This is a genomic window from candidate division KSB1 bacterium (genome assembly GCA_034506255.1).
GTDB lineage: Bacteria > Zhuqueibacterota > Zhuqueibacteria > Zhuqueibacterales > Zhuqueibacteraceae > Coneutiohabitans > Coneutiohabitans thermophilus.
Genome location: JAPDPX010000006.1, coordinates 163,279 through 189,788 on the forward strand (window position 1 = coordinate 163,279; position 26,510 = coordinate 189,788).

General features: G+C 61.1%; 21 protein-coding genes and 2 pseudogenes. 20 read left to right on the top strand and 3 right to left on the bottom strand.

Annotated features, from left to right (window positions below):
- Positions 1–25 precede the first annotated feature (25 nt).
- A complete protein-coding gene (gene folK / locus ONB52_13700) occupies positions 26–544 on the bottom strand; it encodes a 2-amino-4-hydroxy-6-hydroxymethyldihydropteridine diphosphokinase (GenBank protein MDZ7417191.1) in 519 nt (172 codons plus the stop codon).
- Positions 545–555: 11 nt separating this feature from the next.
- A complete protein-coding gene (gene folB / locus ONB52_13705) occupies positions 556–930 on the bottom strand; it encodes a dihydroneopterin aldolase (protein MDZ7417192.1) in 375 nt (124 codons plus the stop codon).
- Positions 931–1,823: 893 nt separating this feature from the next.
- Between folB and ONB52_13710 the strand changes: the two genes are divergently transcribed.
- The 7 genes and pseudogenes from ONB52_13710 to ONB52_13740 all read left to right on the top strand — a co-directional run bounded on the left by ONB52_13710 (position 1,824) and on the right by ONB52_13740 (position 12,315).
- The gene (locus tag ONB52_13710) at positions 1,824–2,477 is read left to right on the top strand and encodes a metallophosphoesterase (GenBank protein MDZ7417193.1); all 654 of its coding nucleotides are present in this window, start codon (positions 1,824–1,826) and stop codon (positions 2,475–2,477) included.
- A 153-nt stretch (positions 2,478–2,630) separates the two neighbouring features.
- Positions 2,631–3,872 carry a cation:proton antiporter gene (locus tag ONB52_13715; GenBank protein ID MDZ7417194.1) on the top strand — a complete coding sequence of 414 codons (1,242 nt, stop codon included), beginning with the start codon at positions 2,631–2,633 and terminating at the stop codon, positions 3,870–3,872.
- A gap of 45 nt (positions 3,873–3,917) precedes the next feature.
- Positions 3,918–4,640: a gamma-glutamyl-gamma-aminobutyrate hydrolase family protein gene (locus ONB52_13720; GenBank protein MDZ7417195.1), complete on the top strand. Its 723-nt coding sequence runs from the start codon at positions 3,918–3,920 to the stop codon at positions 4,638–4,640.
- A 622-nt stretch (positions 4,641–5,262) separates the two neighbouring features.
- Positions 5,263–5,894: pseudogene (locus ONB52_13725) on the top strand (inorganic pyrophosphatase).
- Between the two features lie 324 nt (positions 5,895–6,218).
- The gene (locus ONB52_13730; protein ID MDZ7417196.1) at positions 6,219–8,669 is read left to right on the top strand and encodes a glycogen/starch/alpha-glucan phosphorylase; all 2,451 of its coding nucleotides are present in this window, start codon (positions 6,219–6,221) and stop codon (positions 8,667–8,669) included.
- A gap of 421 nt (positions 8,670–9,090) precedes the next feature.
- A pseudogene (locus ONB52_13735) lies at positions 9,091–10,983 on the top strand (CotH kinase family protein).
- 54 nt (positions 10,984–11,037) lie between these two features.
- Positions 11,038–12,315: a T9SS type A sorting domain-containing protein gene (locus ONB52_13740; GenBank protein MDZ7417197.1), complete on the top strand. Its 1,278-nt coding sequence runs from the start codon at positions 11,038–11,040 to the stop codon at positions 12,313–12,315.
- A 213-nt stretch (positions 12,316–12,528) separates the two neighbouring features.
- Here the strand turns inward: ONB52_13740 and ONB52_13745 are convergent, their stop codons facing one another.
- The gene (locus ONB52_13745) at positions 12,529–13,740 is read right to left on the bottom strand and encodes an MFS transporter (protein MDZ7417198.1); all 1,212 of its coding nucleotides are present in this window, start codon (positions 13,738–13,740) and stop codon (positions 12,529–12,531) included.
- 145 nt (positions 13,741–13,885) lie between these two features.
- On the opposite strand from ONB52_13745, the gene ONB52_13750 reads away from it, so the two are divergent.
- From ONB52_13750 to lptB, 13 genes are all read left to right on the top strand, one after another.
- Positions 13,886–16,495 (top strand): BamA/TamA family outer membrane protein, encoded by a 2,610-nt coding sequence (locus ONB52_13750; protein MDZ7417199.1) that lies wholly within the window; start codon positions 13,886–13,888, stop codon positions 16,493–16,495.
- A gap of 164 nt (positions 16,496–16,659) precedes the next feature.
- Positions 16,660–16,947, top strand: coding sequence for an Asp-tRNA(Asn)/Glu-tRNA(Gln) amidotransferase subunit GatC (gene gatC, locus ONB52_13755; protein MDZ7417200.1), 288 nt, complete (start codon positions 16,660–16,662; stop codon positions 16,945–16,947).
- Positions 16,948–17,169: 222 nt separating this feature from the next.
- On the top strand, positions 17,170–17,928 hold the full coding sequence (gene kdsB, locus ONB52_13760) for a 3-deoxy-manno-octulosonate cytidylyltransferase (protein MDZ7417201.1): 759 nt from the start codon (positions 17,170–17,172) through the stop codon (positions 17,926–17,928).
- A 31-nt stretch (positions 17,929–17,959) separates the two neighbouring features.
- Entirely contained in the window at positions 17,960–19,600 is a 1,641-nt protein-coding gene (locus ONB52_13765; protein ID MDZ7417202.1) for a CTP synthase, read from the top strand.
- Between the two features lie 72 nt (positions 19,601–19,672).
- A complete protein-coding gene (locus ONB52_13770) occupies positions 19,673–19,978 on the top strand; it encodes a nucleotidyltransferase family protein (protein ID MDZ7417203.1) in 306 nt (101 codons plus the stop codon).
- 4 nt (positions 19,979–19,982) lie between these two features.
- On the top strand, positions 19,983–20,189 hold the full coding sequence (locus ONB52_13775) for a DUF86 domain-containing protein (protein ID MDZ7417204.1): 207 nt from the start codon (positions 19,983–19,985) through the stop codon (positions 20,187–20,189).
- A gap of 115 nt (positions 20,190–20,304) precedes the next feature.
- Positions 20,305–20,484: a hypothetical protein gene (locus ONB52_13780; GenBank protein ID MDZ7417205.1), complete on the top strand. Its 180-nt coding sequence runs from the start codon at positions 20,305–20,307 to the stop codon at positions 20,482–20,484.
- A 119-nt stretch (positions 20,485–20,603) separates the two neighbouring features.
- A complete protein-coding gene (kdsA, locus tag ONB52_13785) occupies positions 20,604–21,434 on the top strand; it encodes a 3-deoxy-8-phosphooctulonate synthase (protein MDZ7417206.1) in 831 nt (276 codons plus the stop codon).
- A gap of 36 nt (positions 21,435–21,470) precedes the next feature.
- The gene (locus tag ONB52_13790) at positions 21,471–22,436 is read left to right on the top strand and encodes a KpsF/GutQ family sugar-phosphate isomerase (protein ID MDZ7417207.1); all 966 of its coding nucleotides are present in this window, start codon (positions 21,471–21,473) and stop codon (positions 22,434–22,436) included.
- A 209-nt stretch (positions 22,437–22,645) separates the two neighbouring features.
- A complete protein-coding gene (locus ONB52_13795; GenBank protein MDZ7417208.1) occupies positions 22,646–23,539 on the top strand; it encodes a lysophospholipid acyltransferase family protein in 894 nt (297 codons plus the stop codon).
- 27 nt (positions 23,540–23,566) lie between these two features.
- On the top strand, positions 23,567–24,115 hold the full coding sequence (gene lptC / locus ONB52_13800; protein ID MDZ7417209.1) for an LPS export ABC transporter periplasmic protein LptC: 549 nt from the start codon (positions 23,567–23,569) through the stop codon (positions 24,113–24,115).
- Positions 24,116–24,154: 39 nt separating this feature from the next.
- Complete coding sequence (locus tag ONB52_13805; protein MDZ7417210.1) at positions 24,155–25,456, top strand: hypothetical protein; 1,302 nt, start codon at positions 24,155–24,157, stop codon at positions 25,454–25,456.
- Positions 25,457–25,782: 326 nt separating this feature from the next.
- Complete coding sequence (gene lptB, locus ONB52_13810; GenBank protein MDZ7417211.1) at positions 25,783–26,505, top strand: LPS export ABC transporter ATP-binding protein; 723 nt, start codon at positions 25,783–25,785, stop codon at positions 26,503–26,505.
- Positions 26,506–26,510 lie beyond the last annotated feature (5 nt).

Genomic DNA, 26,510 nt, shown 5'->3' on the forward strand with positions numbered 1-26,510 from the left:
CTTGCGCCGCACCGCCGGCGTCGCTTCACGTTGCGAGTTTGATCACCGCGGCGTGATCGGGGCATTGCCGCAGCAGCGCCGCCACGGTCAGCCCGGCATCCGGCAGGAGGAAATCCGGGGCAATTTCCGCCCAGGGCGCCAGCACAAAACGGCGTTCCCGCAGGGCGGGGTGTGGCAGCCGCAATGCCGCGGATTCGAACTGAAGCTGATCATACGCCAGCAAATCCAGATCGATGGTGCGCGGCCCCCATTTGCGCTCCCGTATCCGGCCCAGCGCCTTTTCGATCTGCAGCAGCAGCTCGAGCAGCGCCGGTGCCGTCAGCCGGGTGGCCACTTCCACCACTTGATTCAAAAACTCCGGCTGCTCACGCAGCCCCACCGGCTCCGTGCGATAAAGCGAGGATTGCCGCCGCACTTGCACCGCCGGATGGACCTGCAGCTTCGCCCGCGCCTGCGCCAGCCACTGCCGCCGGTCCCCGAGATTCGACCCCAACCCGATGAACACATTGGCGACCCATCTCTCCCCGGCCGCTTTCTCTGTCACAAACATCTTTCTCACCCGGCCATGGCCGCACTGCGCTGAATCTCCACCTCGATGCCATCGCTGATGCCGGGCACCGGCGAATTGGGCTTGCGCACCCGCACCCGCACCTGCGCCGGGTTGAACTCCCGCAACAAGGTATCGGCAATCACCTGCGTGAGTGTCTCCACCAGCTTGAAGCTGTTCGTGGTCACCACGCGCGCGACCGTCTGATACACTTTGTAAAGATCGATGGTGTCGCGAATGTTGTCGCTGCTCGCCGCCTGCTGCACATTGATCTGCAGTTCGACGTCCACTTCGAAGCGCTGGCCCACCTGGCGTTCTTCATCCCAATAGCCGTGGTAGGCGTGAAAAACCATGCGATTCAGGCGAATGATGTCAGCAGGCATGCGGGGAATGGCTCTTGTGGTCTGGCCGCTGTCCGGTTTGTGCTCGACTCTCGCAAAAGCGAGGCGAATGTATCAAACGGCCGTCCGAATGTCAAGCAAAATGCCCGGATCACGGCACTGCTGCAGTTGCGTGTGGGCACGTGACGCGGACAACTTGCGCCAATGTCACCAATTTTTCAAACAAAGCCAAAAACGCTCACGCAAAAAGTTTTTCCACAGCAATGGCCCAACGACAAGCCTGCGCACCACAAAAATCACACTGCCCCCAGGTTTTCCCTCATGCTCTTGGTGGGTTGCGTGGTTCAAAAAGCCTCGCGGTGACAGACAGTTCCATCCCCTTTTTGACAGGCCACGGCTTGGCCGTGACATTCCTGCGGAGAGCATCAGTAGGATCGCAAGCGAAAGCCACGGTCGAAACGTGGCGGAACGGTTATTCTTGGTGAAACCCCTGCGGCTTCGTGTCCTTGCGTGTTTGAGGATTTTGTGTTTGATCCTGACACCGGATGGTTGAATCACTGTTGTGCTGTAAACAAGGCATCCCGAACGGGGCGGTTGGGTGTCCTTCCTCATGCCCTCCAGGCAGCGCCAGCAGGCATTGCAGTGGAGCGAACTGTTTATGGTTGCGCTCCCCACGTTATTGAGGATTGAGGCTCACACCGCAGCGTGCCGCAGCCGCGCCCGGGTTGTTCAAATTGCAGGGGAAAAGTCCGCGGCGGTGGCGCGGTCCTGCAGATGCCAGCAGCCCGCTTTGGCATGCAACGCCGTGCTTGCGGCATGTCCTTGTTGTGCAGCCGGCGGCAGGAGCGGGAAATTGCGATTGACTCCCCAGCCATTTCTCATTATATTGCGCCCGCTCAAAACCGATATTCATCCCTCAAGCCCAGCGAGAGCTTATGCGCCTGCTTTGCATCACGGATATTCACAGTAACCGGCAGAAGTTCGAGCAAATTCTGCTGCGCGAACGGGAGCCGGATTTGCTGTTGATCGGCGGTGATTTCACTGACTTCGGCCCGGCGCAGGAGGCGGAGGCCCTGCTCGACCTGGCGTTGCGGCATTGCCCCGCTGTGCTGGCAGTGGCCGGCAACTGCGACAGCGCCGCGATCGATGACATGCTGGTGCGGCGCGGTGTTTCATTGCATCGCCGTGGCACCCTCGTCAACGGCGTGGGCTTCTTTGGCCTGTCCGCCATGCCCTTCTGGCGTGGCGACATGTACGAATTCACCGAGCAGGAATTGGATGGTTTTCTCGCGGAAGGCCATGCCCAGGTGCAGGGCGCGCCGCGCTGCATCATGCTCACCCATCCCCCGCCGCGCGCGACCAAAGCCGACCGCACCCACGCCGGCCGGCACGTCGGCAGCACCGCCGTGCGCACGTGGATGGATCGCCGGCAGCCCGTGCTGCTGGTGTGCGGCCACATTCACGAAGCGCGCAGCCTGGACAGCATCAACGGCACCACCCTCGTCAATTGCGGCCCGGCACGCAACGGCTATTATGCGGTGGCCGAGCTCAACGAAACCGTGACGGTCGAGCTCAAACAACTTGCCTGACCGTGGCCTTCCTGCGGCTTGTCTGCCGGACGCACGCGCCGGCATCCGGCGTGGTTTCCCCGGCCGCTGCGCGGCCATGTGGGCGCCGGAACGCCACGGCGCGCGAGCTGCGGCTGCAGGGCGGGTGATATTCATTTTCAACTTTCGGCCATCATGCCTCTGCTGACCAGTCTGCTCATTCTGATCGTGGTCGCGCGGCTCTTTGGACAAATCTTTCAGCGTCTCGATCAGTCCGCCATTGTCGGTGAGATACTGGCCGGCGTGCTGCTCGGGCCGAGCCTGTTGAACCTGATCCAGGTCAATGCCGCGCTGGCCGGCATCGCCGAGCTGGCGGTGTTTTTGGTGGTGCTCTCCGCCGGGCTGGAGATGAGTTTCAAGGACGTGATCGCCTCGCTGCATGGACGGGGAGCGGTGGTGGCGTTTATCGGGTTTGCGCTGCCGCTGGCCGGCGGCATCCTCGTGGGCGTCGCGTTTGAGCTGGATGTGATGCGCACCGTTTTCCTCGGCCTGTGCGTCTCCATCACCGCGTTGCCGGTTGCCGTCCGCATCCTGCAAAGTTTCAAGCTGCTCGATTCCGTGATGGCGCGCTACGCCGTGGCCACCGCCATCTTCAATGATGTGGCGGCGCTGCTGGCGCTGGGCGTCATACTCACTCTCCCCGCCCAACATTCTCTGCAGGCGATCGGCCTCGCGATACTCGGCACCGGCTCAAAACTGCTGGCCCTGGCCGGCTTCATCCTGGGATGCAACTGGCTGCTGGAACGGCTCATCGCCCGGGGTTTGCACATCGCGGGCATTCCGGAAAAGCTCGTGGCCCTGTTCGGCGGCGAGGCCTTGTTTGGCGTGGTGGTGCTCTTCGTGCTGGTCTTCGGCTCGATCAGCCAGGCCCTGGGGTTTCACTTCGTCATCGGCGCGTTTTTCGGCGCACTCCTGCTCGACCGGAAATTCTTTCTCGCCCCGCGCTATCATGAAATCGATCGCACGCTGCGCTCGATCACCGAGGGCTTTCTGGCGCCGGTGTTCTTCGCCTATTTGGGCCTCGAATTCAATCCCGCCGCCATCAGCTCCGCGGGCTTCGTCGCCGTCGTGCTGGCGGTGTCCATTGCCACCAAGATTCTGGCCGGATGGCTGGGCGGCCTGCTGATTCAGCTCTCCTCGCTGCAGGCGCTCGGCATCGGCATCATTCTCAACGGCCGCGGCATCATGGAATTGGTGATTGCCAACATCGCTTACGAGCGCGGATTCATCGGACAAGGTCTGTTTTCCACTCTCGTTTTGATGGGGGTGGTGACGACCCTGATTACACCGCTGATGCTGCGCAAATGGATCATGCCGAAATTGGAAGGGACGCATCCCACAGCAGCACCGGCGCCCCCTGGCACCTCAACGCCATGATCAAACAGTCTGCCCCCTATGTCCAAACCCGTGCTTGGCATTCAAATGCAGAGACTGCCGGAGCAGTTCTACTTCCGCATCTCCTGCATGTACACCGAGGCGATCTACGCCGCCGGCGGCATTCCCGTGTTGCTGCCGCTGATTCCCGAACGTGATTATGTGGATCACCTGTGGCCGCTGCTCGATGGTCTGGTGCTGTCCGGCTGCCAGACCGACCTCGACCCCCGACGCTATGGCGAGATGCCTCATCCCAAACTCGGGCCGGTGAACCAGGCACGCGACCAATTCGACTGGCTGCTGCTGGAGCGGGCGCATGCCGACAAGCTGCCGGTGCTGGGCATTTGCCGCGGCATGCAAACGCTCAACGTCTTTCGCGGCGGCACCCTGATTCAAGACCTGCCCAGCCAGCGGCCCTCGCCGGTTTGCCATGCCCGCGACGACGCGCCCACCGCCCTGGTGCACGAGGTCCGCCTCGCGCCGCATTCGGCTTTGAATGATGACGCCGGCGAACGGCGCGTGCCGGTCAACAGTTCCCATCATCAGGCTGTCCGCGAGCTGGGTCGGGGGTTGGTACCGATTGCCTGGTCAGCAGACGGCCTGATCGAGGGTTTTCAAAACGAGAGGTGGGACGAGCATTACATCCTGGGGGTGCAATGGCATCCCGAGCGGCTGTGGCAAAGCGATGAGTTCTCCCGTAAAATTTTCCGGGATTTTGTTGCCGAGGTCTCGCGCCGCCGCTCGCGCGAGCGGCGCGACTGGGGAAGCTAGAGATAGTTGATCTTCAGCCGGCTCCCAATCACCGCCTGACCGTGAGGGAGTGCTTTCTCACCGCGCCTCTGCGGCGGCATTCGCCGCAACTCCATCCCGGCATTTGACAAAACGGCAAACCTGGACAAGGCTGGCTTGCAATCACTCAGCAAACGTGTGGAGCAGCGCAGGCATACCTGCCGTGCAGACAAGATCTCTGCGCCACGTTCCGACATGCAACTGAGGCAACTAGGTCGGATTAAATTAAAAAGAAGCGGCTTCTGTGGCTCAGGGTTCTGGACCGCATCCCCCTGCCCTTACTCCCGGGAAGAAAAGGGGCAGACAAGCTGGATTCCAATCCAATTGTCGCAATTACTGCCAGGAAACTTCCCCACTTTTTCACGAGGGAAGGGCGCGGGGGTGAATTCATCGACCATTAGGAACTGTGCCCGTTCAGGCTTGTTTTTTGAGCCGGTGTGCCAAGCTGCAGCTCTGCGCTCCGGAACTCATGTTGCAATCCTCACCGGGTAAAACTTGACATTGTCGCGCAACGAGAGGACGTCGCAATATGATGAACGCGATTGAGGCCAAAGCAATCATGCAAAAGGCGCGTGCCACCAACAGCGATCCCATCTGGCAGCTCATGGGCGTGCTGTACAAATCCCATCCCTGGCACGGCATTCAAATCGGGCCGGAGGCGCCACAGGTGGTCACCGCCTACATCGAAATGGTGCCGACCGACACGGTGAAGTATGAAATCGACAAGGCCACCGGCCATTTGCGCGTCGACCGGCCGCAGCGCTTTGCCAGCCACTGCCCCACGCTTTACGGTTTGATTCCGCAAACGTATTGTGCCGGCGGCGCAGCGGGCGCGCGGACATCGTGGGCGACGGCGACCCCCTGGACATTTGCGTGCTCACCGAGAAACAAATCCTGCATGGGGATATTTTGCTGCACGCCGTTCCCATCGGCGGCCTGCGTATGATCGACAAGAACGAGGCGGACGACAAAATCATCGCGGTGATGCAGGGTGATGCGGTGTACGGCCAGTGGCGCGACGTGAACGAATGCCCGCCGGATGTAATCGACCGCCTGCGACATTATTTCCTCACCTACAAACAGGTGCCCGGCGAGCAGCACAGCACCTGCGAAATCACCGAGGTCTACAACCGCGAAGAAGCGCAGGAAATCATCCGCCGCAGCCAGGAAGATTACAAGGCGCGCTACGGCGATCTCGAGACCATCCTGACCAGCGCCCTGCGGCTGCGGGGATGAGCGGATTTCATCCGCCGATGACGCGGAAGTGCCGCGCGAACGCGCCGTGCGGCAGCCATAACGCGGCACCCTCTGGGGATAATAATTGCGCTGAAACCGCCGGTTCCTTATCTTGGCCGGCGCCTGTCCGTAGTGACTGCAGTGGGGCCTGAACCTTGAGCCGCTCACTGTAACAGGGAGAAGTTGGAAAGGAAGCAAACGGAGCCTATGACGCACCTGAGCAACGCCCAAACACCCAGCCAACACATGTCGGAACCTCCGGCCGGACCACGCAAAAACGATCGCACACGCAACAACGATCTCAACGGAAAACGCCGGCGACTAATGCAAGCCCTGCGCGCCGCCGTGCGCTATCACATGAAGTATTCCCTGGCGCTGGAGTGGAAAAAGGCGACCAACTATGACATCTTCATGGCGGTGTCGCTGGCGGTGCGGGAACGCATGATCGATGGCATGATGGCCACCGAAAAGCGCTATCAAAAGCTGCAGGTCAAGCGCGTGTTTTATCTCTCGATGGAATTTCTCATCGGGCAATTGCTGCGCAACAATCTTTACAATCTCGGCATTTATGACTGGGCCCGCAAGGCGGCGGCCAGGATGAACATCGATTTGGAGGCCATCTGCGACACCGAGCGCGATGCCGCGCTGGGCAACGGCGGTCTGGGGCGGCTGGCGGCCTGCCTGCTCGATTCAATGGCGACACTCGACATGCCGGGCTTCGGCTACGGCATCAACTATGAATTCGGCCTGTTCAAGCAGGAGATCGTCAACGGCCACCAGCGCGAGCAACCCGACAGTTGGTCGCGCGAATCGACGCCCTGGCTGATCGAGCGCAACGATCGCGCCTGCCTGATCCCGATCTACGGCAAGATGGTGGAGGAAATCGGCGCGGACGGCAATCCCAGGTCGGTTTGGCTGGATTGGAAGCTGATCATCGGGGTGCCGCACGACATGCCGATCGTGGGCTATGGCGGCGAAACCGTCAATTACCTGCGGCTGTTCACCGCACGCGCCTCCTCCGAATTCGACATGGAGATTTTCAACCAGGGTGATTATTTGAAGGCCATGGCCGACAAAGTCGCCACGGAACGCATCTCCAAAGTGTTGTATCCCTCGGATGCCGTGCAGGCCGGCAAGGAGTTGCGCCTGGTGCAGGAATACTTTCTGGTCGCCTGCGCCCTGCGCGACATCGTGAGCGCCTATCGCGAGCACTACCGGTCTTTCGACAACTTTCCCGAGAAAGTCGCCATGCAACTCAACGACACGCATCCCGCGCTGGCGGTGGCGGAGCTGATGCGCCTCCTGCTCGATGAGTACGATGTGCCGTGGGAGAAAGCATGGCGGATCACGGAGGCGACGCTGGGCTTCACCAATCACACCCTGCTGCCGGAGGCGCTGGAGCGCTGGACGATGCCGCTGATGGAGCTGGTGCTGCCGCGCCATCTGCAAATCATTCTCGAAATCAACCAGCGTTTTCTGCAGCAGGTCGCGGCGGTATGGCCGAATGATACGGAGCGGTTGCGGCGCATGTCCATCATCGAAGAAGGCGACCCCAAGCAGGTGCGCATGGCGCATCTGGCCATGATCGGCAGCCACTCGATCAACGGCGTGGCCGAGCTGCACACCGAGCTGGTGAAGAAGACCCTGGTGCCGGATTTTTACGAACTGTGGCCGCACAAATTCAACAACAAGACCAACGGTGTCACCCCGCGGCGCTGGCTGCAGCAGTCCAATCCGCTGCTGGCGGAGCTGTTGAACCGCAGCATCGGTGAAACCTGGGTGACGGATCTCGAGCGGCTGCGCGCGCTCGAACCCTTCGCGGAGGACGCCGCCTTTCAGGAGGAGTTTCTGGCGATCAAACGCGCCAACAAGGAGCGGCTGGCCCGTGTGATTCAGCAAACCAATCATCTCACCGTTTCTCCCGACACGGTGTTCGACATTCAGGTGAAGCGCTTTCACGAATACAAGCGCCAGCTTTTGAATGCCATGCACATCATGCATCAGTATCTCAGCATCGTGGAGGATGGCAAAGACCTGGAGGTGCCGAAGACGTATATTTTCGCCGGCAAGGCGGCACCCGGCTACTTCATGGCGAAGCTGATCATCAAACTCATCAACAACATCGCCGAGGTGGTCAACCATGATGCGCGCGTGCGGGATCAAATAAAGGTGGTGTTCGTGCCCGACTATCGCGTGTCGCTGGCGGAGAAGATCATGCCGGCCGCCGATTTGAGCGAGCAGATCTCCACCGCCGGCAAGGAGGCCTCCGGCACCGGCAACATGAAATTCGCGATGAACGGCGCGCTCACCATTGGCACGCTCGACGGCGCCAACATCGAGATTCGCGACGAAGTGGGCGCGGAGAACATTTTCATTTTCGGCCTGACCGCCGAGCAGGTCGCCGCCATGCGGCAAAGCCATTCTTACCAGCCGCAGGAATACTACCTGCGCAGCCCCGCCATCCGTCGCGTGATCGACAGCCTGCGCGCCAACCGCTTTTCCGAAAAAGAACCCGACCTCTTCCGGCCAATCCACGAAAAACTCATGCAGCCCGGCGAGGAATATTTTCACATTGCCGACTTCGAATCCTACGCCGAGACGCATGTGCGCGCCGCGCATGAATACACCGACAGAAAATTGTGGGCGCGCAAGGCCATTCTCAATGTCGCGCGCATCGGCAAATTCTCCAGCGACCGCACGGTGATGGAATATGCCCGCGACATTTGGGACATTCATCCGCTGTCGTCGAATGGCCGGGAGGACAACGACAACTGAGCAGTGGCCGCGCAAAGCAGCCGTGCAAAAACGACGGCCAGCCATGATGCCACGTTGTTTTTGAAACGGAAGCGTCAGACACTGCCGTCCGGCGCTTCCGACGCTGAACCATCTCCGCCAGGGAGGATTGCCATGACCTGATTTCTGCAGGCAGTGACCGCTCGGGGGCCATACGGGGGTGGCGATGTCGTCCGTGTTTTCCCGGCCGCGATCGGCCGGCCTCACTTTCTGTAAAGTCAGCTTTCAGCCGGCTTGCGAAAACCGGCTGCCACCTGCCATTCCCTCCGCTGCGACCCACCGCGCGGGTCTGCCATTCCAAACCATGCCCGCCGCCAGCGTCCATCCATCTCCATCTTGTTGTTCCAGCCATCGAGGTTTTTGACACGCAAATGAGAGGGGGTCCGCCATGACTCGGCTCTGTATGATCCACCAGCCGCGCCTGTTTTTGTCGGCAATACTTCTCGCCGGTCTTGCAGGTGCAAGCGCCGTGACGGCGCAAACCATCGTGATCAACGAAGTGCTGGCTTCCAATCAAACGGTGATTCGCGATGAAGATGGCGAAGCCAGTGACTGGTTCGAGCTGTACAATGCCGGCACGACCGCGGTCAATCTCTCCGGCTACACGATCACCGACAAGGCCAGCCAGCCGGCACAATGGGTTTTTCCCGAAGTCACGCTGGCACCGGCTTCCTATTTGCTCATCTGGGCCTCGGGAAAGAACCGGCCGGACCCGGCGCATTTGCATACCAACTTCAAGCTCAGCGGCAGCGGTGAATTCCTCGGTCTGTTCGATCCTGCCGGCGCCGTGGTCGACTCGTTCAGCTTTGGCGCACAAACCACGGACGTTTCCTACGGCCGTCTGCCCGACGGCGGCGCAACGTTTGTCTTCATGCAGACGCCCACACCGGCCGCCGCCAACCGCGGTGATGCACCCCCGCAGATCAACCTGACCTTCTCCCAGCCCCAGGGCGTCTATCAGGGCAGTGTGACGGTGGCGCTGAGCACCAATCATCCCTCGGGGGAAATCCGCTACACGCTCACCGGCGACGAACCCACCGCGCAAAGCAGCCGCTACACGCAACCGTTGACCTTCACCCGTACCACCGTGCTGCGCGCCCGTGTGTTTGCCGGTGGTGCGGCGCAGACCCGCATTGTCTCGGGCACGTATATTTTGAACGACCGGCCCAATCTGCCGATCATCGTGATCGCCACGGCGCCGGCGAACTTGTGGGATCCCGACTACGGCATCTATGTCAATTATGAAGGAAGGGGCGACGCATGGGAGTGGCCTGTCGATGTGGCTTTCCTCGAAAATGGCGTCACGCAATTTGCTGCGCCCGCCGGCATTCGCATTCACGGCACCAGCTCACGGGGCGACGCCAAGAAGAGCTTCCGTCTGTATTTCCGCAGCGGCTATGGCCAGAGCACACTGGACTACCGCATCTTTCCACAAAAGTCCATCAACAAATTCAAACGGCTCGTGCTCTATGCGCCCGCCGGCGACCAGGCCACCGGCAGCGGAACCTTCACCATGATCAACGACGCCCTGACGCATTCCCTCTGGCATGAAGTCGGCGGCGCCATCTCGGCGTTTCGCCCGGCGGCGCTTTATCTGAATCACGAGTATTGGGGGGTTTATTGGATGCGTGAGCGCATCGACGACGAGTACATCGAATCCAATTACGGCATCACCGACATGGACTTACACCGCTCGCAGTGGGGCACTTCCGAGCCCGAGCTGCGTGAAGGCGACGCCGTGTTTTGGAACGAGACCTTTGCCTTCTTTGAGCAGAACAATCTGCGCGTGGCGGCGAACTACGAACAGGTCAAGAGCCGCTATGTCAATCTCGCAAACTTCACCGACTATCACATCATGAACATCTTCGGCGCGAATTGGGACTGGCCGCACAACAATCTCGACCGCTGCCATGACCGTGCCGGCGATCCGCGCTGGTTTTGGATCATGTGGGACACCGGCGCCGCCTGACGGCACGCCGCTCCCGACCATCCCACGCTGGAATGGGCCACGCGCGACCGGGTCCGCACCGACATCAAATTCAACGATGATGAAAGCCTGCTGTGGAGCACGCTGATGCTGCGCCGGCTGCTGGCCAACACCGAAGACCGCCGCTACTTCATCAACCGCTTTGCCGATCTCCTCAACACCACGCTGGCCAGCGGCAATGTGGAAGCGCATCTCAACCGTCTGGTCGCGATGATCGCGCCGGAAATGGAGCGCGAGTTGACGCGCTGGGGTATCGAAGATCACAGCGTGTGGGAGCGCAACCTCAACGCGGTGCGGCATTTCATTCATGAGCGGCCGGCCCGGCAACGCGAGCAGCTCTTGCAGAAATTCGGTCTGCCCGGCATGGCGGCGGTCTCGATTCTGCCGGCGGAAGGCGAAGGCCTGGTGACGCTCAATACGATCACGCCGGCTGACCTGCCCTGGCAGGGTGAATACTTCCGCGGCATTCCCATCACCGTGAAGGCAACGCCCAGTCCCGGTTACACGTTCGAACGCTGGAGCGATGCCAGCCTGCCGGCGCAGGCCGAAATTTCCCTCACTCTCAACCGCGACCTCGCGCTGCAGGCGATCTTCAGCACGGAAACCGACACCTTTTTCATCTCCGACCTGAAGATCGGGCCGGTGACCGCCAATGCCGCCACCCTCGCGTGGCGCACCAACAAAGCGGCGCAGACGCAAATCGAATACGGCACGACGGCAGCCTATGGCCAGCAAACGCCATGGACCAGCGCGTTTCTCACCCGCCACGAAATCACCCTGTCAGGTTTGACGCCGGACACGCGCTATCATTTTCGCCTGCGCAACCGCGACCGCCAGGGCAACGAAGTGAACTCAGCCGACAGTGTGTTCACGACGCTGGCGTTCACACCGGCGCGCGTGGAGATCGATCCGCACAATGAGTGGGAATTTTTCACCTGCCGGGTGTTCAATCTGTCGGAAGTCGCGCGCCTCACCCGGGTGGTGCTCACCGGCCAGGAGGAAAGCTCCTTCGATCTCTTCCGCGACGGCAACCACTTTACGGTGACGCCCGACTTGGGAGAGAACAATGACAACCTCACTTCCCGTGAGGTAACGCTCGCGTTTGCCGGCGGCCTGGCGCCGGGCGCACGCGACAGCAACGGCGAGGACAATGATTTGGACTGGCGGACGCGGCGGCTGCAGATCGCCGTTCATTTCGACGACGACAACGTGCTCACCGGCGAGGCGGTCAATGAGGGCGACACGGATGACGGCAATCCGGATTTGTGGGCGGTTGCTCTTTCGCTCAACGGCGTGCCGGAGGTCAAACGGGGAGAAACCTCGGTCGCCACCCGCTCCGCACTGCCGCAGGCCTTTGCGCTGGCGTCGAATTACCCGAATCCGTTCAATGCCGGCACACTGTGGCCGCTCGATTTGCCGGAGAACGGATTGTTGCGCGCGGTGATTTACAACGTGCAGGGCCAGCGCGTCGCCGAGTTGTCTGACCAACGCTGGCAAGCGGGCTGGCACACGCTGCGTTGGAAAGGCAAAGACAGCGCGGGACGGACGGTGAGCAGCGGCATCTATTTGTTGCGGCTGTTTTTTGAAGGAGAATCCGGCCGCCGGCAAGTGGTGACGCGGCGGCTGGTGTTCCTGCGCTGAAGCATGATTGATGATGAAAACTGCAAAGCCCCACGGTCACACCGCGGGGCTTTGTTGTTTTGCACGCCAACAAAGGAGGGACAGGATTAACAGGATTCACTAGATTTTTGTTCTTGATCGCAACCCGCGCGGATTGATCGAACCACACAATCCTGTCAATCATGTGAATCCGGTCGATGCCCCGCATGACTCGTCCGGTGTTGGAAGTCGACGCTATTTCGAATTCACAAAAACCCCGCACGCCAGCAGCGCCAGGACCGCACCGAAGTAGAACGGCGCTGCCGGTCCGAAATAACTCCACAACAGCCCGGCCACGGTGCTGGCCAGCAGCGTGATCACGCCGGTGACGGTGTAAAACAAGCCCAGCGCCGTGCCCCGCCTTTCCGCCGGCACCAGGCCCGCGATGTAAGCCTTGGCCACGCCCTCACTCATCGCCATGTACAAGCCATACAGCGGAAACAACAACCACAGCCAGGCAGCGTGTCCAGCGTGGCCGAAACCGGCATAGATTACCGCAAACAGCAAGAACGAAGCAGCGAGCAGTGGTCGCGCGCCGCAGCGGTCGGCAAGTTTGCCGAGCGGGAACGCGAGCAGAGCATAGACGGCATTGAAGACCACAAACAGCAGCACGGCAGCACTGGCGGAATAGCCGAGCGCTTGTGCCCGCAGGATGAGAAACGCGTCGGAGCTGTTGCCCAGCGCAAACAGGGCACTGGCCAGCAAGAATTTCTTGAAGGCGGGATCGCATTGCCGCCACTTCAGAAATTCCACCGCCGGCAGATTGCCGTTCCGGCGTTGCGGTTCGCGCACCAACGCGATCAACAGCCACACCGCCAGCAGCGCGGGCAGCGCGGCGAGCCAAAAGACGGCGCGATAGTCATGCTGCAGGACCTGCAGCAAGGCCAGCCCGAGCAGCGGGCCGAGCACGGCGCCCGCGGTGTCGAGCCCGCGATGCAAACCGAACGCGGCCCCGCGCTGATGGGCAGCAGTGGAATCGGCGATGAGCGCATCGCGGGCGGCGGTGCGCAAGCCTTTGCCGGCGCGATCAACAAAACGCGCGAGCAAAACCTGCGGCCAGGCGGCGGCCAGCGCCAGCAAGATCTTGGCAACCGCCGCGAGCGTGTAACCGCCGGTAACGAAACGTTTGCGCGATTGCCAGCGATCGGACAGCCAGCCGGAAAAAACCTTCAGCACGCTGGCCGTGGCTTCGGCAATGCCCTCAATCAAACCGACGATGGCCACCGGCGCGGCCAGCACGGTGGTGAGAAAGATCGGAATGATGGGATAGACCATCTCCGCGGCCATGTCGTTGAGCAGGCTCACGAAGCCGAGCGTGACGACATTCCTGCGGCCGGCCGGCGGCGAGGTGGAAAGTGCAGGGGACGCGGGAGGCGCGGGCCGGCGGCTTTGTGCTTGACTTTTCACAGGTGGTTTGACTTATTGACTTGACAGCCACATTGATTTTCGCAGCAAATCTGACGCAGGCGTGAGCTGGCAGCATGCCCGACCGGCGCTGCCGCATCGACAACAAGGGTTTTAGCGTGTAACTGCCATGCCATGGAGGACAATCATGCCACGCCAGCTTGCCATGCAGTTGCTGCTGATCAGCCTGTCCGCTTGGGAGTGCGAGACCAACGGGCAACAAAGTAGCGCGAATGAAAATGCCACGCAAGCTGCAAAAAGCGAAGTACGCGTGCCGGGTGCACGTTACGTTCGCGGCGGATTGCATCGCTTCTTCTTCGGCGCGCATTATCGTGATGTCTGGGCTGCGCCGGTGACCGTGGCGGTTCTCGATCTGGCGGATTTTGCCGGCGGCCTGACCCCTTCAAAAAAAGGCGGTGGTCTGCAAACCAAGTCACTGCGCTTCAATTCCGGAGACGGCCGCGAGTTTGCCTTTCGCTCGCTGGACAAGGACCCGGGCAAAACTCTGCCACCGGAGTTGCAGGAAACCGTTGCCGCCGACATCATCCAGGATCAGATCAGCAGCGCGCATCCTTACGCCGCGCTGGTGGTGCCGGCCATTGCCGAAGCTGTGGGCGTGTTGCACGCCAATCCCCTGCTCGTCATCATGCCGGATGATCCACGCCTGGGCGAATTCCGGCAGGAGTTTGGCGGGCTGCTGGGCATGATCGAAGAGCGGCCGGCTGACGGCCCTGACGGCGAACGCGGCTTTGCCGGCGCGAAAAAAATCGTCGGCAGTGATGATCTCTTTGCGGAACTGCAGGAAGACAACGACGACGCGGTCGATCAACGCGCCTATCTGCGCGCACGGCTGCTGGATATTTTTCTCGGCGATTGGGACCGCCATCCCGATCAATGGCGCTGGGCGCGCTTCAGCGAGGGCAACAACAAGATCTGGCTGCCCATTCCGCGCGATCGTGATCAGGCCTTTGCCAAATTCGATGGCCTGCTGCCCGCCTTTGCCGAACGGCGCGACGTGGTCAAACAGCTCGAAAATTTCGCCAAATCGAAGCCCGATATCGTGAGCCTGACCCACTCCGGCCGCCATACCGATCGCAAATTTTTGAACCGGCTGGCGTGGCCGGATTTCCAGCAGGTGACGCAGGCGTTTGTCGCCGGCCTCACCGATTCCGTGCTGGCATATGCGGTGAAACAATTGCCCCCGGCGGTGTATGAAATCAACGGGCCGGAGCTGGAGCAGAGGCTGAAGCAACGCCGCAATCACATGCCCGAGGCGGCGCGGCAATACTATCGCCTGCTGGCGGAACATGTCGAAATCAAAATGAGCGACAAACCGGAGTATGCCGAGCTCGACCGTTCCGCGCGGGATCAGCTCACGATCAAGATCTTCAAATTCGACGAGGCCGCCGGCAAACGAAGTGACGACCTGCTGTTTCAGCGTACGTTTCACCGCGCGGAGACCAAAGAGGTTCGGCTTTTTCTCATGGGAGGGCGAGACAAAGCGGTGGCGCGCGGCCGGGCAGACACGGGCATCACCGTGCGCCTGATTGGCGGCGCGGGTGAGGATGAATTCGTCAATGAGGACGGCGGCCGGATCTTCATCTATGACGCCGCCGGCACAACCCGGATCAGCGGCACGGGCATGCGCATGCGGCTCGGGGCGGTCGATTCGCTCGTCAACCGCCATGCGGACAAACCGGCCCGGCCGGACTATGGCAGCGAGGCCAGGTCGATACCCTTTCTGGCTTACACTCCGGATGACGGCCTGCTCTTCGGCCACGGCCAGGCATGGTATCGCTATGCTTTCCGCAAGCAACCCCATGCCTGGAAAATGACGCTGCGCGGCAACCTGGCCTTTGCCACCGGCGCATTTCGCCTGCGCTACACCGCTGACATCGTGGATGTCTTCAAGCACGTTCGCTTCGGTCTGGAGGCCGGTGCCACGGTGCCGCGTGAAGCGCGCAATTTTCACGGCTTCGGCAATCACTCGTCGCGTACGGTGGCCCGGGCGGGAACAACCAATCTCAGCGGGTATTATCGCGTCCGCATGCATGAATACTGGCTGCGACCCTCCCTGCGTTTCGATTTGCTGCCGCATCTGCACGTGAGCCTGGCCGGCGCGGTGAAATACACCGACACCGCGGCACAGGAGAATACTTTTGTCCGGCAGACCCGGCCTTACGGCGTGGCCATCAACGGCCTGGCAGAGTTGAGCAGCGGGCTGGAGCTGGAGTTGCGCGACCAGCCGGTGGCCACCAGCCGCGGGCTTTATGCCAGCAGCCGTGTGGCATACGTGCCCGCTGTTTTCGACAACCCCCGCGCCTTCACCAAAGGCGCAGCGGAGCTGCGGCTTTACTATTCCCCTGTCAAGCGTTTAACGCTGGCAACGCGCGGCGCCGGCGAAAAAATTTGGGGCAGGGCATATCCTTATTACGAAGCGGCATTTGCCGGCGGCAATGTCTCGCTGCGCGGGTTCCGGCGGGAACGCTTTGCTGGCGACGCTGCCGCCATTGGCAACGCGGAATTGCGCGCCCATCTCGTGCGCACCAAAGTCGTCTTCCCCATGGATTTTGGCCTCTTTGTTTTCGGTGATGCCGGCCGCGTGTGGTTCGAATCCCAAAGCCCGGGCGGCTGGCACACCAGCCTGGGCGGCGGTTTGTGGCTGGCACCGATCTATCGCAGGTTCACGTTTTCAATTGGAGTGGGGAGCTCCGCGGAAGGGAAACAGCTCACGGCTGGCGGTGGCTTCATGTTTTGAATCTGCAGGTCGCTTCATTTCACACTTAACCTCAACAAAGACAGAATGGCTGGCCATGACAAGGGATTAAACCTTGACTCTGACGCGGCTTCTTTTATATTAGTGCGCTGTCGTTCAGCAAACGTCGAGCCAAGAATTAATGGACTGCAACAATTCCGGGTCTCATGTCGATCTCCATTGCAGAAACACGGCATCTGGCCAAGCTTGCCAAGCTCAGTTTTAGTGAAGAGGAGCTGGCCCGCCTCGCCCGTGAATTGGAGGCCATTGTCGGTTATGTGCAACAGCTCGAGGAACTCGACGTGGAGCACGTGCCGGCCACTGCACATGTGCTCGACCGCTGCAACGTCTTTCGTGAAGATTGCGTGGCGCAGGACAACTCGGCGGAGGAGATTCTGCAAAACGCACCCGCACGCAAGCTTGGCTATTTTTCCGTGCCCAAGGTGATCGGCTAATACCTGGCCCTCACCATCAACGCCTGCCGCTTCCTCCCGCGTGGCATTGCGAGCAACACCGGCCAGTGACGCCGGCACGAGGTTTTGGCTGCCGCGTCGATGCCGCAACCCAAGATTCCGGTGAGAGACGGCAGGCAACGACAACCGGCGGCGGGCGCTGATGAGTTTGCCTGGATCCGACCAACACGAACTGCAACGCATTGATCCTGACCGGGTATGATCATGAATGTTCTCGGAGTGATTCCGGCGCGTTATGCTTCCACCCGCTTTCCCGGCAAGCCCCTGGCGCGCCTGCTGGACCGTCCGATGATTCAGTGGGTGTATGAGCGCGCCAGCCAAGCCGTGACCCTGAGTGAGCTGTGGGTGGCGACGGATGATCATCGCATTGCCGCGGCGGTGGAGGGCTTCGGCGGCCGCGTGACCATGACGCGCGAGGATCATCCCAGCGGCAGTGACCGCATCGCCGAGGTCGCCGCCCGCATGGACCCCCTCCCGGACCTGGTGGTGAACATTCAGGGCGACGAACCGCTCATCGATCCGCGCGCCATCGATCTGGCAGTGAGCGTGGTGTTGCGCGATGCCAATGCCGAATTCAGCACCCTGGCCTGTGCCATTACGCGGCCCGCGGAGCTGCAGGATCCCAACGTCGTCAAGATCGCGCTGGCGCAGGATCATACCGCGCTTTACTTCTCCCGCTCCCCCATCCCCTACTGCCGCGACTGCCGCTCCGGCCGGGAGTGGCTGGAGCATTACCAGTATTTGAAACACATCGGGGTTTATGTTTTCCGGCGGGAGCTGTTGCTGAAGTTTGTCAAATGGCCGCCCGGCCATCTCGAGCGGGTGGAGCGCCTGGAGCAACTGCGCCTGCTTGAGCGCGGCGTCAAGATTCACGTGGCGCGCACCGAATATGACGGAAGGAGTGTCGATACGCCGGAAGATCTCGAGGCCTTGACGCGCGAGTTATCGACCAAAAGCCGTTGAACCCATCGCATTTTCAACCAGGAAAGAAAACTTGATTCCCAACAAGAACACCAAGTACCTGTTCATCACCGGCGGCGTGGTTTCGGCTTTGGGGAAAGGTGTGGCTTCGGCAGCCATTGGCGTGTTGCTCAAGGCGCGCGGACTCAAGGTGAACATGCTCAAACTGGATCCCTACATCAACATCGATCCCGGCACCATGAGCCCGTACCAACACGGCGAGGTTTTTGTCACCAATGATGGCGCGGAAACCGATCTCGACCTGGGCCATTATGAGCGCTTCATCGATGTCGACATGTCACGCCGGAACAATGCCACCACCGGCCAAATCTATTACACCGTCATCACCAAGGAACGCCACGGCGATTATCTCGGCAACACGGTGCAGGTGATTCCCCACATCACCGATGAAATCAAGCGCCGCATCATCGACCTGGGCCGCGACAACGGCATGTCCGACGTCGTCATCACCGAAGTGGGCGGCACCGTCGGTGACATCGAGAGTCTGCCGTTTCTGGAGACCATCCGGCAGCTCCGCCTGGAGGTCGGCGTCGAAAACTGTGTCACCATCCACCTGACCCTGGTGCCCTACATCCGTGCCTCCGGCGAATTGAAGACCAAGCCCACGCAGCATTCGGTGATGAAGCTGCGCGAGATCGGCATCCAACCGGACATTCTGCTCTGCCGCGTCGAAGGGCATCTCGCGCTGGAGCTGCGCAGGAAAATCGGCCTGTTTTGCAACGTGCCGGCGGAATGTGTCATCGAGGCGCGCGATGTCGCTTCGATTTATGAAATCCCGCTGATTTTCGAGGAGCAGGGGCTGGGCACGCTCATCACGCAACGGCTCAATCTGCAGGACGATGCTGCCGGCCGGCGCCGCGCAGTGGACCTGGAAGCCTGGCGCAACCTGGTGCACAAAATCAAGCATCCCCGCCACACCGTCAACATTGCCATGTGTGGCAAGTATATCGGCCTGAAGGATTCCTACAAAAGCATCGTCGAGGCCTTTGTGCCTGCCGGCGTCGCCAACGACGCCCACGTCGAGCTGCACTGGATCGACACCGAGCAGGTGGAGCAGAGCGGCATCCCGGCGAGTTTCGCCGGCATGCACGGCATGGTGGTCTGCCCGGGCTTCGGCAGCCGGGGCGTGGAGGGCAAGATCAAGATGATTCAGGCGTGCCGCGAGCGCAAAATGCCGTTTTTGGGCATCTGCCTGGGGCTGCAATGCGCGGTGATCGAGTTCGCCCGTCATGTCTGCGGCCTGCCCGACGCCAACAGCACCGAATTCGACGAGCACACCCCCACCCCGGTGATCGACAAGATGGAAACCCAGGTCAACGTCAAGCAGATGGGCGGCACCATGCGGCTGGGAGCCTATCGCTGCGAGTTGAAGCCCGGCAGCCGCGCCTATCAAGCCTATCAAACCGGCATGGTTCACGAGCGGCACCGCCACCGCTGGGAGGTCAACAACCGCTACCTGCCGCAGTTGCTCGAGCACGGCCTGCAGGTCAGCGGGGTGAATCCCGACACCAAGCTGGTCGAGATCATGGAACTGGAGGGCCATCCCTGGTTCGTCGGGGTGCAGTTCCATCCGGAGCTGCGCTCGCGCGCGCTGCATCCGCACCCGCTGTTTCGTGATTTTGTCGCTGCGGCACTGAAGTTTGCGGGGAAGTGAAAACCAGGCAGCCCGGCAGCCAACCACCGGCTTTCTGTTGTAAGCTTCCCGGCAACACCTGGAGGAGGCCTGATGTTGAATGCCAGCGAGGTTCTCGAGTTTTTGCGCCAGCATCGCCAGATACTCAGAACCGATTTGGGCATCGTCAAGCTGGGGCTTATCGGCTCCTTTGCCCGAGGTGAACAAACCGGGAAAAGCGATATCGACCTGCTGGTCGAATTCGAACCCGGTACTGACGATCTTTTTGACAAAAAAATGAGGTTGCGTGATTCATTGCAAACCTCTTTCCACCGGGAAGTCGATATCTGTCGGGAAAAATATGTGAAGCCTCATCTCAAAATCCGCCTTTTGAAAGAGGCGATTTATGTCTGGGAATGACAAATTGAATGTACTGACGATGCTGGAAGCGATTGCAAAAATCAACAGATATTCCTCCGGCTACCGCAATGCTGATGATTTCCACAAAAACGAACGTGATTTCGAGGCTTGCATGATGAATTTCATCATCATCGGAGAAATGGTCGCCAGACTCTCTGATGAATTCATCACGAAAAATCCCCAATCGGCTGGCTCAGAATTCGCGGTTTGAGAAACATCGTTGCGCACAACTATTTTGGCATAGATGCAGAAGAAGTGTGGCAGATTATTCAAACCCAGTTGCCAAAACTGGAAAACGATCTTCGCACGATTCTGCAAAACTTTCAATGAAATCCGCGGGGAAAGGCATGCTCCCTGGCAATCCCATGCCGCTGAAGGCAAAGTCTTGCAAGCCATCGAGGTCCATTGGCGTGCAGTTCCATCCGGAGCTGCGCTCGCGCGCGCTGCATCCGCACCCGCTGTTTCATGATTTTGTCGCTGCGGCACGGAAGTTTGCGGGGAAGTGAAAACCAGGCGGCGCCGGGGCGGTGAGCACCGCCACCCGGCACAGGGTATCCGCCGGCATGGTCATGCGAAAGCCCGGGGCAACGCCCTCAAAATGGGTTCACAGGAGGATCACCCCCTCATGACTCGCACCATCGAAATTGGAAAAATCAAAGTCGGCGGGGAGCACCCACTGGTGCTGATCTGCGGGCCGTGCGTCATCGAGGACGAAAAAACGATGATGACGGCCGCCGAGCGCATCTGCAACATCGCGGCCAGGGTCGGCCTGCCGTTGATTTTCAAATCTTCCTATCTCAAAGACAATCGCTCCTCCGAGCTGAGCTATCAAGGCCCGGGGTTGCGCGCCGGGCTGGCGCTGCTGCGCCGCATCAAGGAGGCGTTTCAGGTGCCCGTGCTGTCCGACATTCATGATGCGCATGAGGCCGCAGCCTGTGCCGAGGTGCTGGATGTGATTCAGATTCCGGCGTATCTCTGCATGCAGACCACGCTCACCCTGGCGGTTGCGAAAACCGGCCGAGTGGTCAACGTCAAGAAGGGCCAGTTTCTCCATCCGGCGGATTTGCGCAACGTCATCGGCAAGATCGAGCGCGCCGGCAACCACAACATCATTCTGACCGAACGCGGTGCCTGCCACGGCTATCACGATCTGGTGGTCGACATGCGCGCGCTGGTGATCCTGCGCGAGCTCGGCTACCCGGTGATGTTCGACCCCACGCATGCCGTGCGGGTTTACGGTCTGCCGTCTTCGGACCCGGCGGGTGGCAGGCCGCAATTCGTGCCGGCCTTGACGCGCGCCGCACTGGCAGCCGGCTGTGACGCCCTGTTCCTTGAAGCCCATCCCAATCCCGCGGAAGCGAAATGCGATGCCGCCAGCCAGTGGCCGATCGCCAAGCTGGAGGACCTGCTGGTGCAGGCCAAGGCCATCGCAGACCTGACCCGAAAGTTTTGGTGAGACAGAAACCGCGCCGTGGCGCCGCAGCAAACGTTCATGCGCAACCTGCTTGACATCGCCCGTGAAGTCATCCGCATCGAGGCCGAGGCGGTGGCCGCGCTGGAGCATCGTCTCGATGCCAGCTTCGAGGCCGCAGTGGAATTGCTCTACAATTGCCGCGGCCGGGTGATCGTTTCGGGCATCGGCAAAAGCGGGATCATCGCCCAGAAGATCGCAGCCACGCTTTCCAGCACCGGCACGGCCGCCATGTTCGTGCATCCCGCGGAAGCGGCGCACGGCGACCTCGGCATGGTGATGCCCGGCGACGTGGTGATCTGCATTTCCAAAAGCGGCACCACCAACGAGTTTCATCTCCTGCTGCCGCTGTTCAAGCGCCTGGGCATTCCCATCCTGGCGATGACCGCCAACCGTCATTCGCCGCTGGCCGAGCGCGCCGATGTGATTTTGGACATCCGCGTCAAGCGCGAAGCCTGCCCGCATGATCTCGCGCCCACCGCCAGCACCACCGCCACCCTGGCGCTGGGGGACGCGCTGGCGGTCGCGCTGCTGGAGAAACGCCACTTCTCCCCGGCCGATTTTGCGCTGCGGCATCCCGGCGGCACGCTCGGCCGCAAGCTGCTGCTGCGCATTGATGATGTGATGTACAGCGGCGAGCGTGTTGCCCGCGTGGGCCTGACCGCCACGCTGGAAGAGATCATCCTGGAAATCACCAGCAAGCGCTTTGGCGCAACCTGCGTGGTGGATGACAACGGCAGGCTCGCCGGCATCGTCACCGACGGCGACTTGCGCCGCCTGCTGCGCCGCCGCCTGCCCGTCTATGAGCTGCAGGCCCGGCAAATCATGACCCCGCATCCCAAAACCGTGCCGCTGGGCACGCTGGCAGCCAGGGTGCTGGAGATCATGGAAGAGCATAACATCATGCAGATGATCATCGTCGATGCCGGGCAGCGCCCCGCCGGCATGGTACATTTGCATGATTTGTTGAAGGCGGGCGTGGCCTAGCGCTGTTCGTTTAAAATCTCGCGGCAACGGCTCCGCCCTAAGGCGGGAGCCTGGAACAGCGCCGGCGCCCACAACGTCCGAGTCTAACCGGGGGCAAAAGCCAGAACGGTTGCCGGCAAGTCCGCCGTCACCACTTCGAGCGGGCACGCAACCGGAGCCGGCTGTGTGCCTTCGACTATAAAAATAGAGAACGCCTCGCCATCGTCGCCGTGAATCGCAAGCCACTGCTGAAGAGAATCAAGAATGGCGGCATTTATTGGTTCATTCGCCTGCTGTTGGCGGTGATGCAGCGCCTGCCGCGGCGACCGGCACTGGCGTTGTTCGAACAGCTCGGGCTGCTCGCCTTTCGGCTGTTGCGGCGCGAGCGTGAGAAAACGCTGCGTCACTTGCGGCTGGCGTTTGGCGGCAAGCGTTCCGAGGTGGAGATTCGGGCCCTGGCGCGGGAATGCTTCCGTTATCTCGGCCGCAACGCCGCCGAGGCGGTGCGCCTGCGGCAGCTTCAGCGCGCCGGTCTCGAGCGCTTCGTTTCCTTCACCGGTCGCGAACATCTCGAGGCCGCGCTGGCCAAGGGCCGCGGCGTGATTTGCATCACCGGCCACCTGGGCTGCTGGGAATTGCTGGCGGCGTTCATTGCGCAGCATTTTCCGCTGGCGGTGGTCGGCACCGCGCTCTATGATCCACGTCTGGACGCCCTGCTGGTGCGGGAACGCGAACTGGCCGGCTGTCGTAACATCCCGCGCACCGCCGGCGCCGCGCGCGAAATGCTGCGCTGGCTGAAGTCCGGTGGCGTGCTGGGCATCTTGATCGATCAAGACACGCGCGTCGATGGTGAATTTGTCGATTTCTTCGGGCACCCGGCCTACACCCCGGCCGGGCCGGTGGTGTTCGCCGAGCGCACCGGCGCACCGCTGGTGCCGCTGGCAATTTGGATGAACGAAGATTTCACCCACACCGTCGCGATCAGCCCGGAGATTCCGCTGCAAGCACATGACCGTCCCGGAAACGTACAGCGCTGCTCGAAGGCGGTGGAAGCCTTCATTCGCGAACACCCCGAACAATGGGTATGGATGCACGAGCGCTGGAAAACCAAACCGCAGGCCTGAAAGGGCCGGCAGGCTGGTGAGCGCGTGATGAAAACTTTGTGGTTGGCAATTTGCGCCGCGGCGCTGCTGTTCGCCGGCTGCCAGTCTTCACCGCAGACAGCGACTCCGGACAAGGCCTTCAACGGCCCGGATCAGGAGGGCTGGAACAGCAAAGTCACGGTGACCAACAGCGGCCGCATCACCGCGATCGTGCAGTACGGTCACATGGCGAAATATTCCAAGGACCGCCGCGTGCTGTTCGATCAGGGCGTGATGGTCGATTTTTACGGCAGGAAGGGTGAGCATACCTCCAGCCTCACCTCGACGCGCGGCATCCTTTATGAAAACAGCAACGATGTCGAGGCGCTCGGCAACGTGGTGGTGGTGTCCGACAGCGGCATGACCTTGCGCACCGAGAAACTGCGCTGGCTCAATCAGCGTGAAAGAATCGTGAGCGAGGAATTCGTCACCATCACCACCGCGCGCGGTGACACGCTGCACGGCCACGGCTTCGAATCGGACGCCACCTTGAAACTATGGTCGATCCACAAACTTTCCGGCATCAGCAAGAAAAAGGTGAATTTGCCGGGTCGTTAGTCTGCCGGGGCGCGGATGGGCTGCGAGCGTGCACCTGACATGTCGGTTCAAATGAGTTGTCATATAAGCTGGCACACCCGTCGCACGGACAACGCCGTGCAAACCTCCTGGCTGCTTGCCGGCTGGAAACCGTTGCGGCGGCACTTTCCCGGCAGGCCCCTGACGCGGCATCCAGACAGGGGCACCCGGCCCGGCAGTATCCCCGGCCCTGGACAAAAAAGCCGGCACCGGCTCGCGGCCATTCTCCTGCTTCTGCTGACCGCCACAGGCCGGGCGCAAAGCGAAGGCGGGCCGCTGAAACTGGAACATGCCGACTCCGGCCGGTCGGTGATCGAGGCCGGTCTGACAGTCATGGAGTTGATTGGCAACGTTCGTTTCACGCAGGACAGCCTGCGGGTGTCGTGCGACCGTGCGCGGCGCATTCCCGACCGCGGCCTGATCGAGCTGATCGGCAATGTCGATATTCGGGAGGGCCACAAATGGCTGCGGGCCGAGCGGGTGAATTATTTTGAAAATTTTCGCATGCAGGAGGCCCTGGGCCGGGTGGAGCTGGGCGACCGCAACAGCCGCTTGTCCGCCCGCAAGCTGACCTATTACGAGCGCGACAGTCTTGCGCTCGCCGAGCAGGAAGTCATGCTGTGGCAGCAGGAGAAGCGCGTGCAGCTCGCCTGCGGCCGGGTGGAATATCGCCGCGGCAGCGGCTACGCCAGGGCCACACTTGCGCCCGTGCTCATCGAGTTTGATTCTCTCGGCAGCGAGCGCATGCGCCTGCGCGGGGAAACCATCACAATGACCGGTGGCGGCAGCCGCGTCCAGGTCACGGGTAATGTTGAAATCGTTCGCCAGGGCACGCGTGCGACCTGCGGCGAGGCGGAATATTTCCGCGATGAGAAAAAAATCGAATTGCGTCAATCGCCGGTGGCCTGGCGCGCGGAGGAGGAAACCCGGGGGGAACAAATCACGCTTTTCTTCAATGACGCGCAGCAACTCGAAAAATCCGTGGTGAGCGGCAGGGCCACCGCCACTTCCGCGGTGCAGGCGCAACGCGACGGCCAGCGTCTCAACACCCTGTCCGGCGGGCGGATCACAACCTATTTCCGCAACGAACAGGCGGAGCGCATCGAGGTGGAGGAGGCCGCCACCGGCGTTTATTATGTGATCGAAGACGGTCGGGAAAAGGGCCTCAATCGCGTGCAGGGTGACCGCCTCATCCTGTTCGTCGCCAATCAGGAATTGCAGCGCGTGGTGGTGCAAAGCAAGCCGGGCGTTTCCAACGGCCGGTTTGAGCCGCCGGCAAGCGCACACGCAGACAGCAGCGGCCGTGGCACGCGCCGCGATTGAGCACAATCGCTCTCCTTCCGAAATCATGAATTTGTGGGAGAATGTTCCTGCGCCGGTTGAGCCGGGGCATTCGAATTCTCGTGGGATGCCGAGGGTTTTGACAGGACGACTTTTTGACGCATGCGTCAAGTTTTGCTCCCGCGCAATGGTTTTCAATTTTGCGCGGGAGTTCCGATCTGCCGGAAGGGTTCCTTGCCACGTGTCGGTTTGTGACAAAGCCTCACGGCCCGGCCGCCGCCTCGACACAGTTGAGGCAGGAATCTTTCTCCCGAACACGAATTGCCCGACCGCAGGATGGTGAGCGCCGGCGGGATCACGGTGGAGTCATGTTGCGTTCCGAACGACTCGTCAAGATTTACAACAAGCGCCGCGTTGTCAATCAGGTCTCCATCGAGGTCAGACAGGGCGAAATCGTTGGCCTGCTGGGGCCCAACGGTGCGGGGAAGACCACGACGTTTTACATGATCACCGGCATGATCCGGCCGACGGAGGGCAAGATCTTCCTGGAGGACACCGAAGTCACCACCATGCCGATGTATCGCCGCGCCAAACTGGGGGTGGGTTATTTGTCGCAGGAGCCCAGCATTTTCCGGCGCTTGACGGTGGCCGAGAATATTCTGGCGATTTTGGAGACGCTGCCGCTGCCGGCGCGGGCAAGGCAACAACGGCTGGAGGAGCTGCTGGAGGAGCTGGCCATCGCGCCTCTTGCCAGGAATTACGCCTATACCCTGTCGGGCGGCGAGCGCCGCCGCGTGGAGATCACCCGGGCGCTGGTGACCAACCCCAAATTCATCCTGCTGGATGAACCGTTTGCCGGTGTCGACCCCATCGCGGTGGAGGACATTCAGGAGATCGTGCGCGGCCTGAAGCGCCGCGGCATCGGGGTGCTGATCACGGATCACAACGTGCATGAGACCCTTTCGATCACCGACCGCGCCTATCTGCTCTACGAGGGCACGGTGCTGAAGTCCGGCACCACCGAGTCTCTCGCCAATGATCCGGAAGCGCGCAAGCTGTATTTAGGAGACAAGTTTCGTCTGGATCGCTGAAAGGA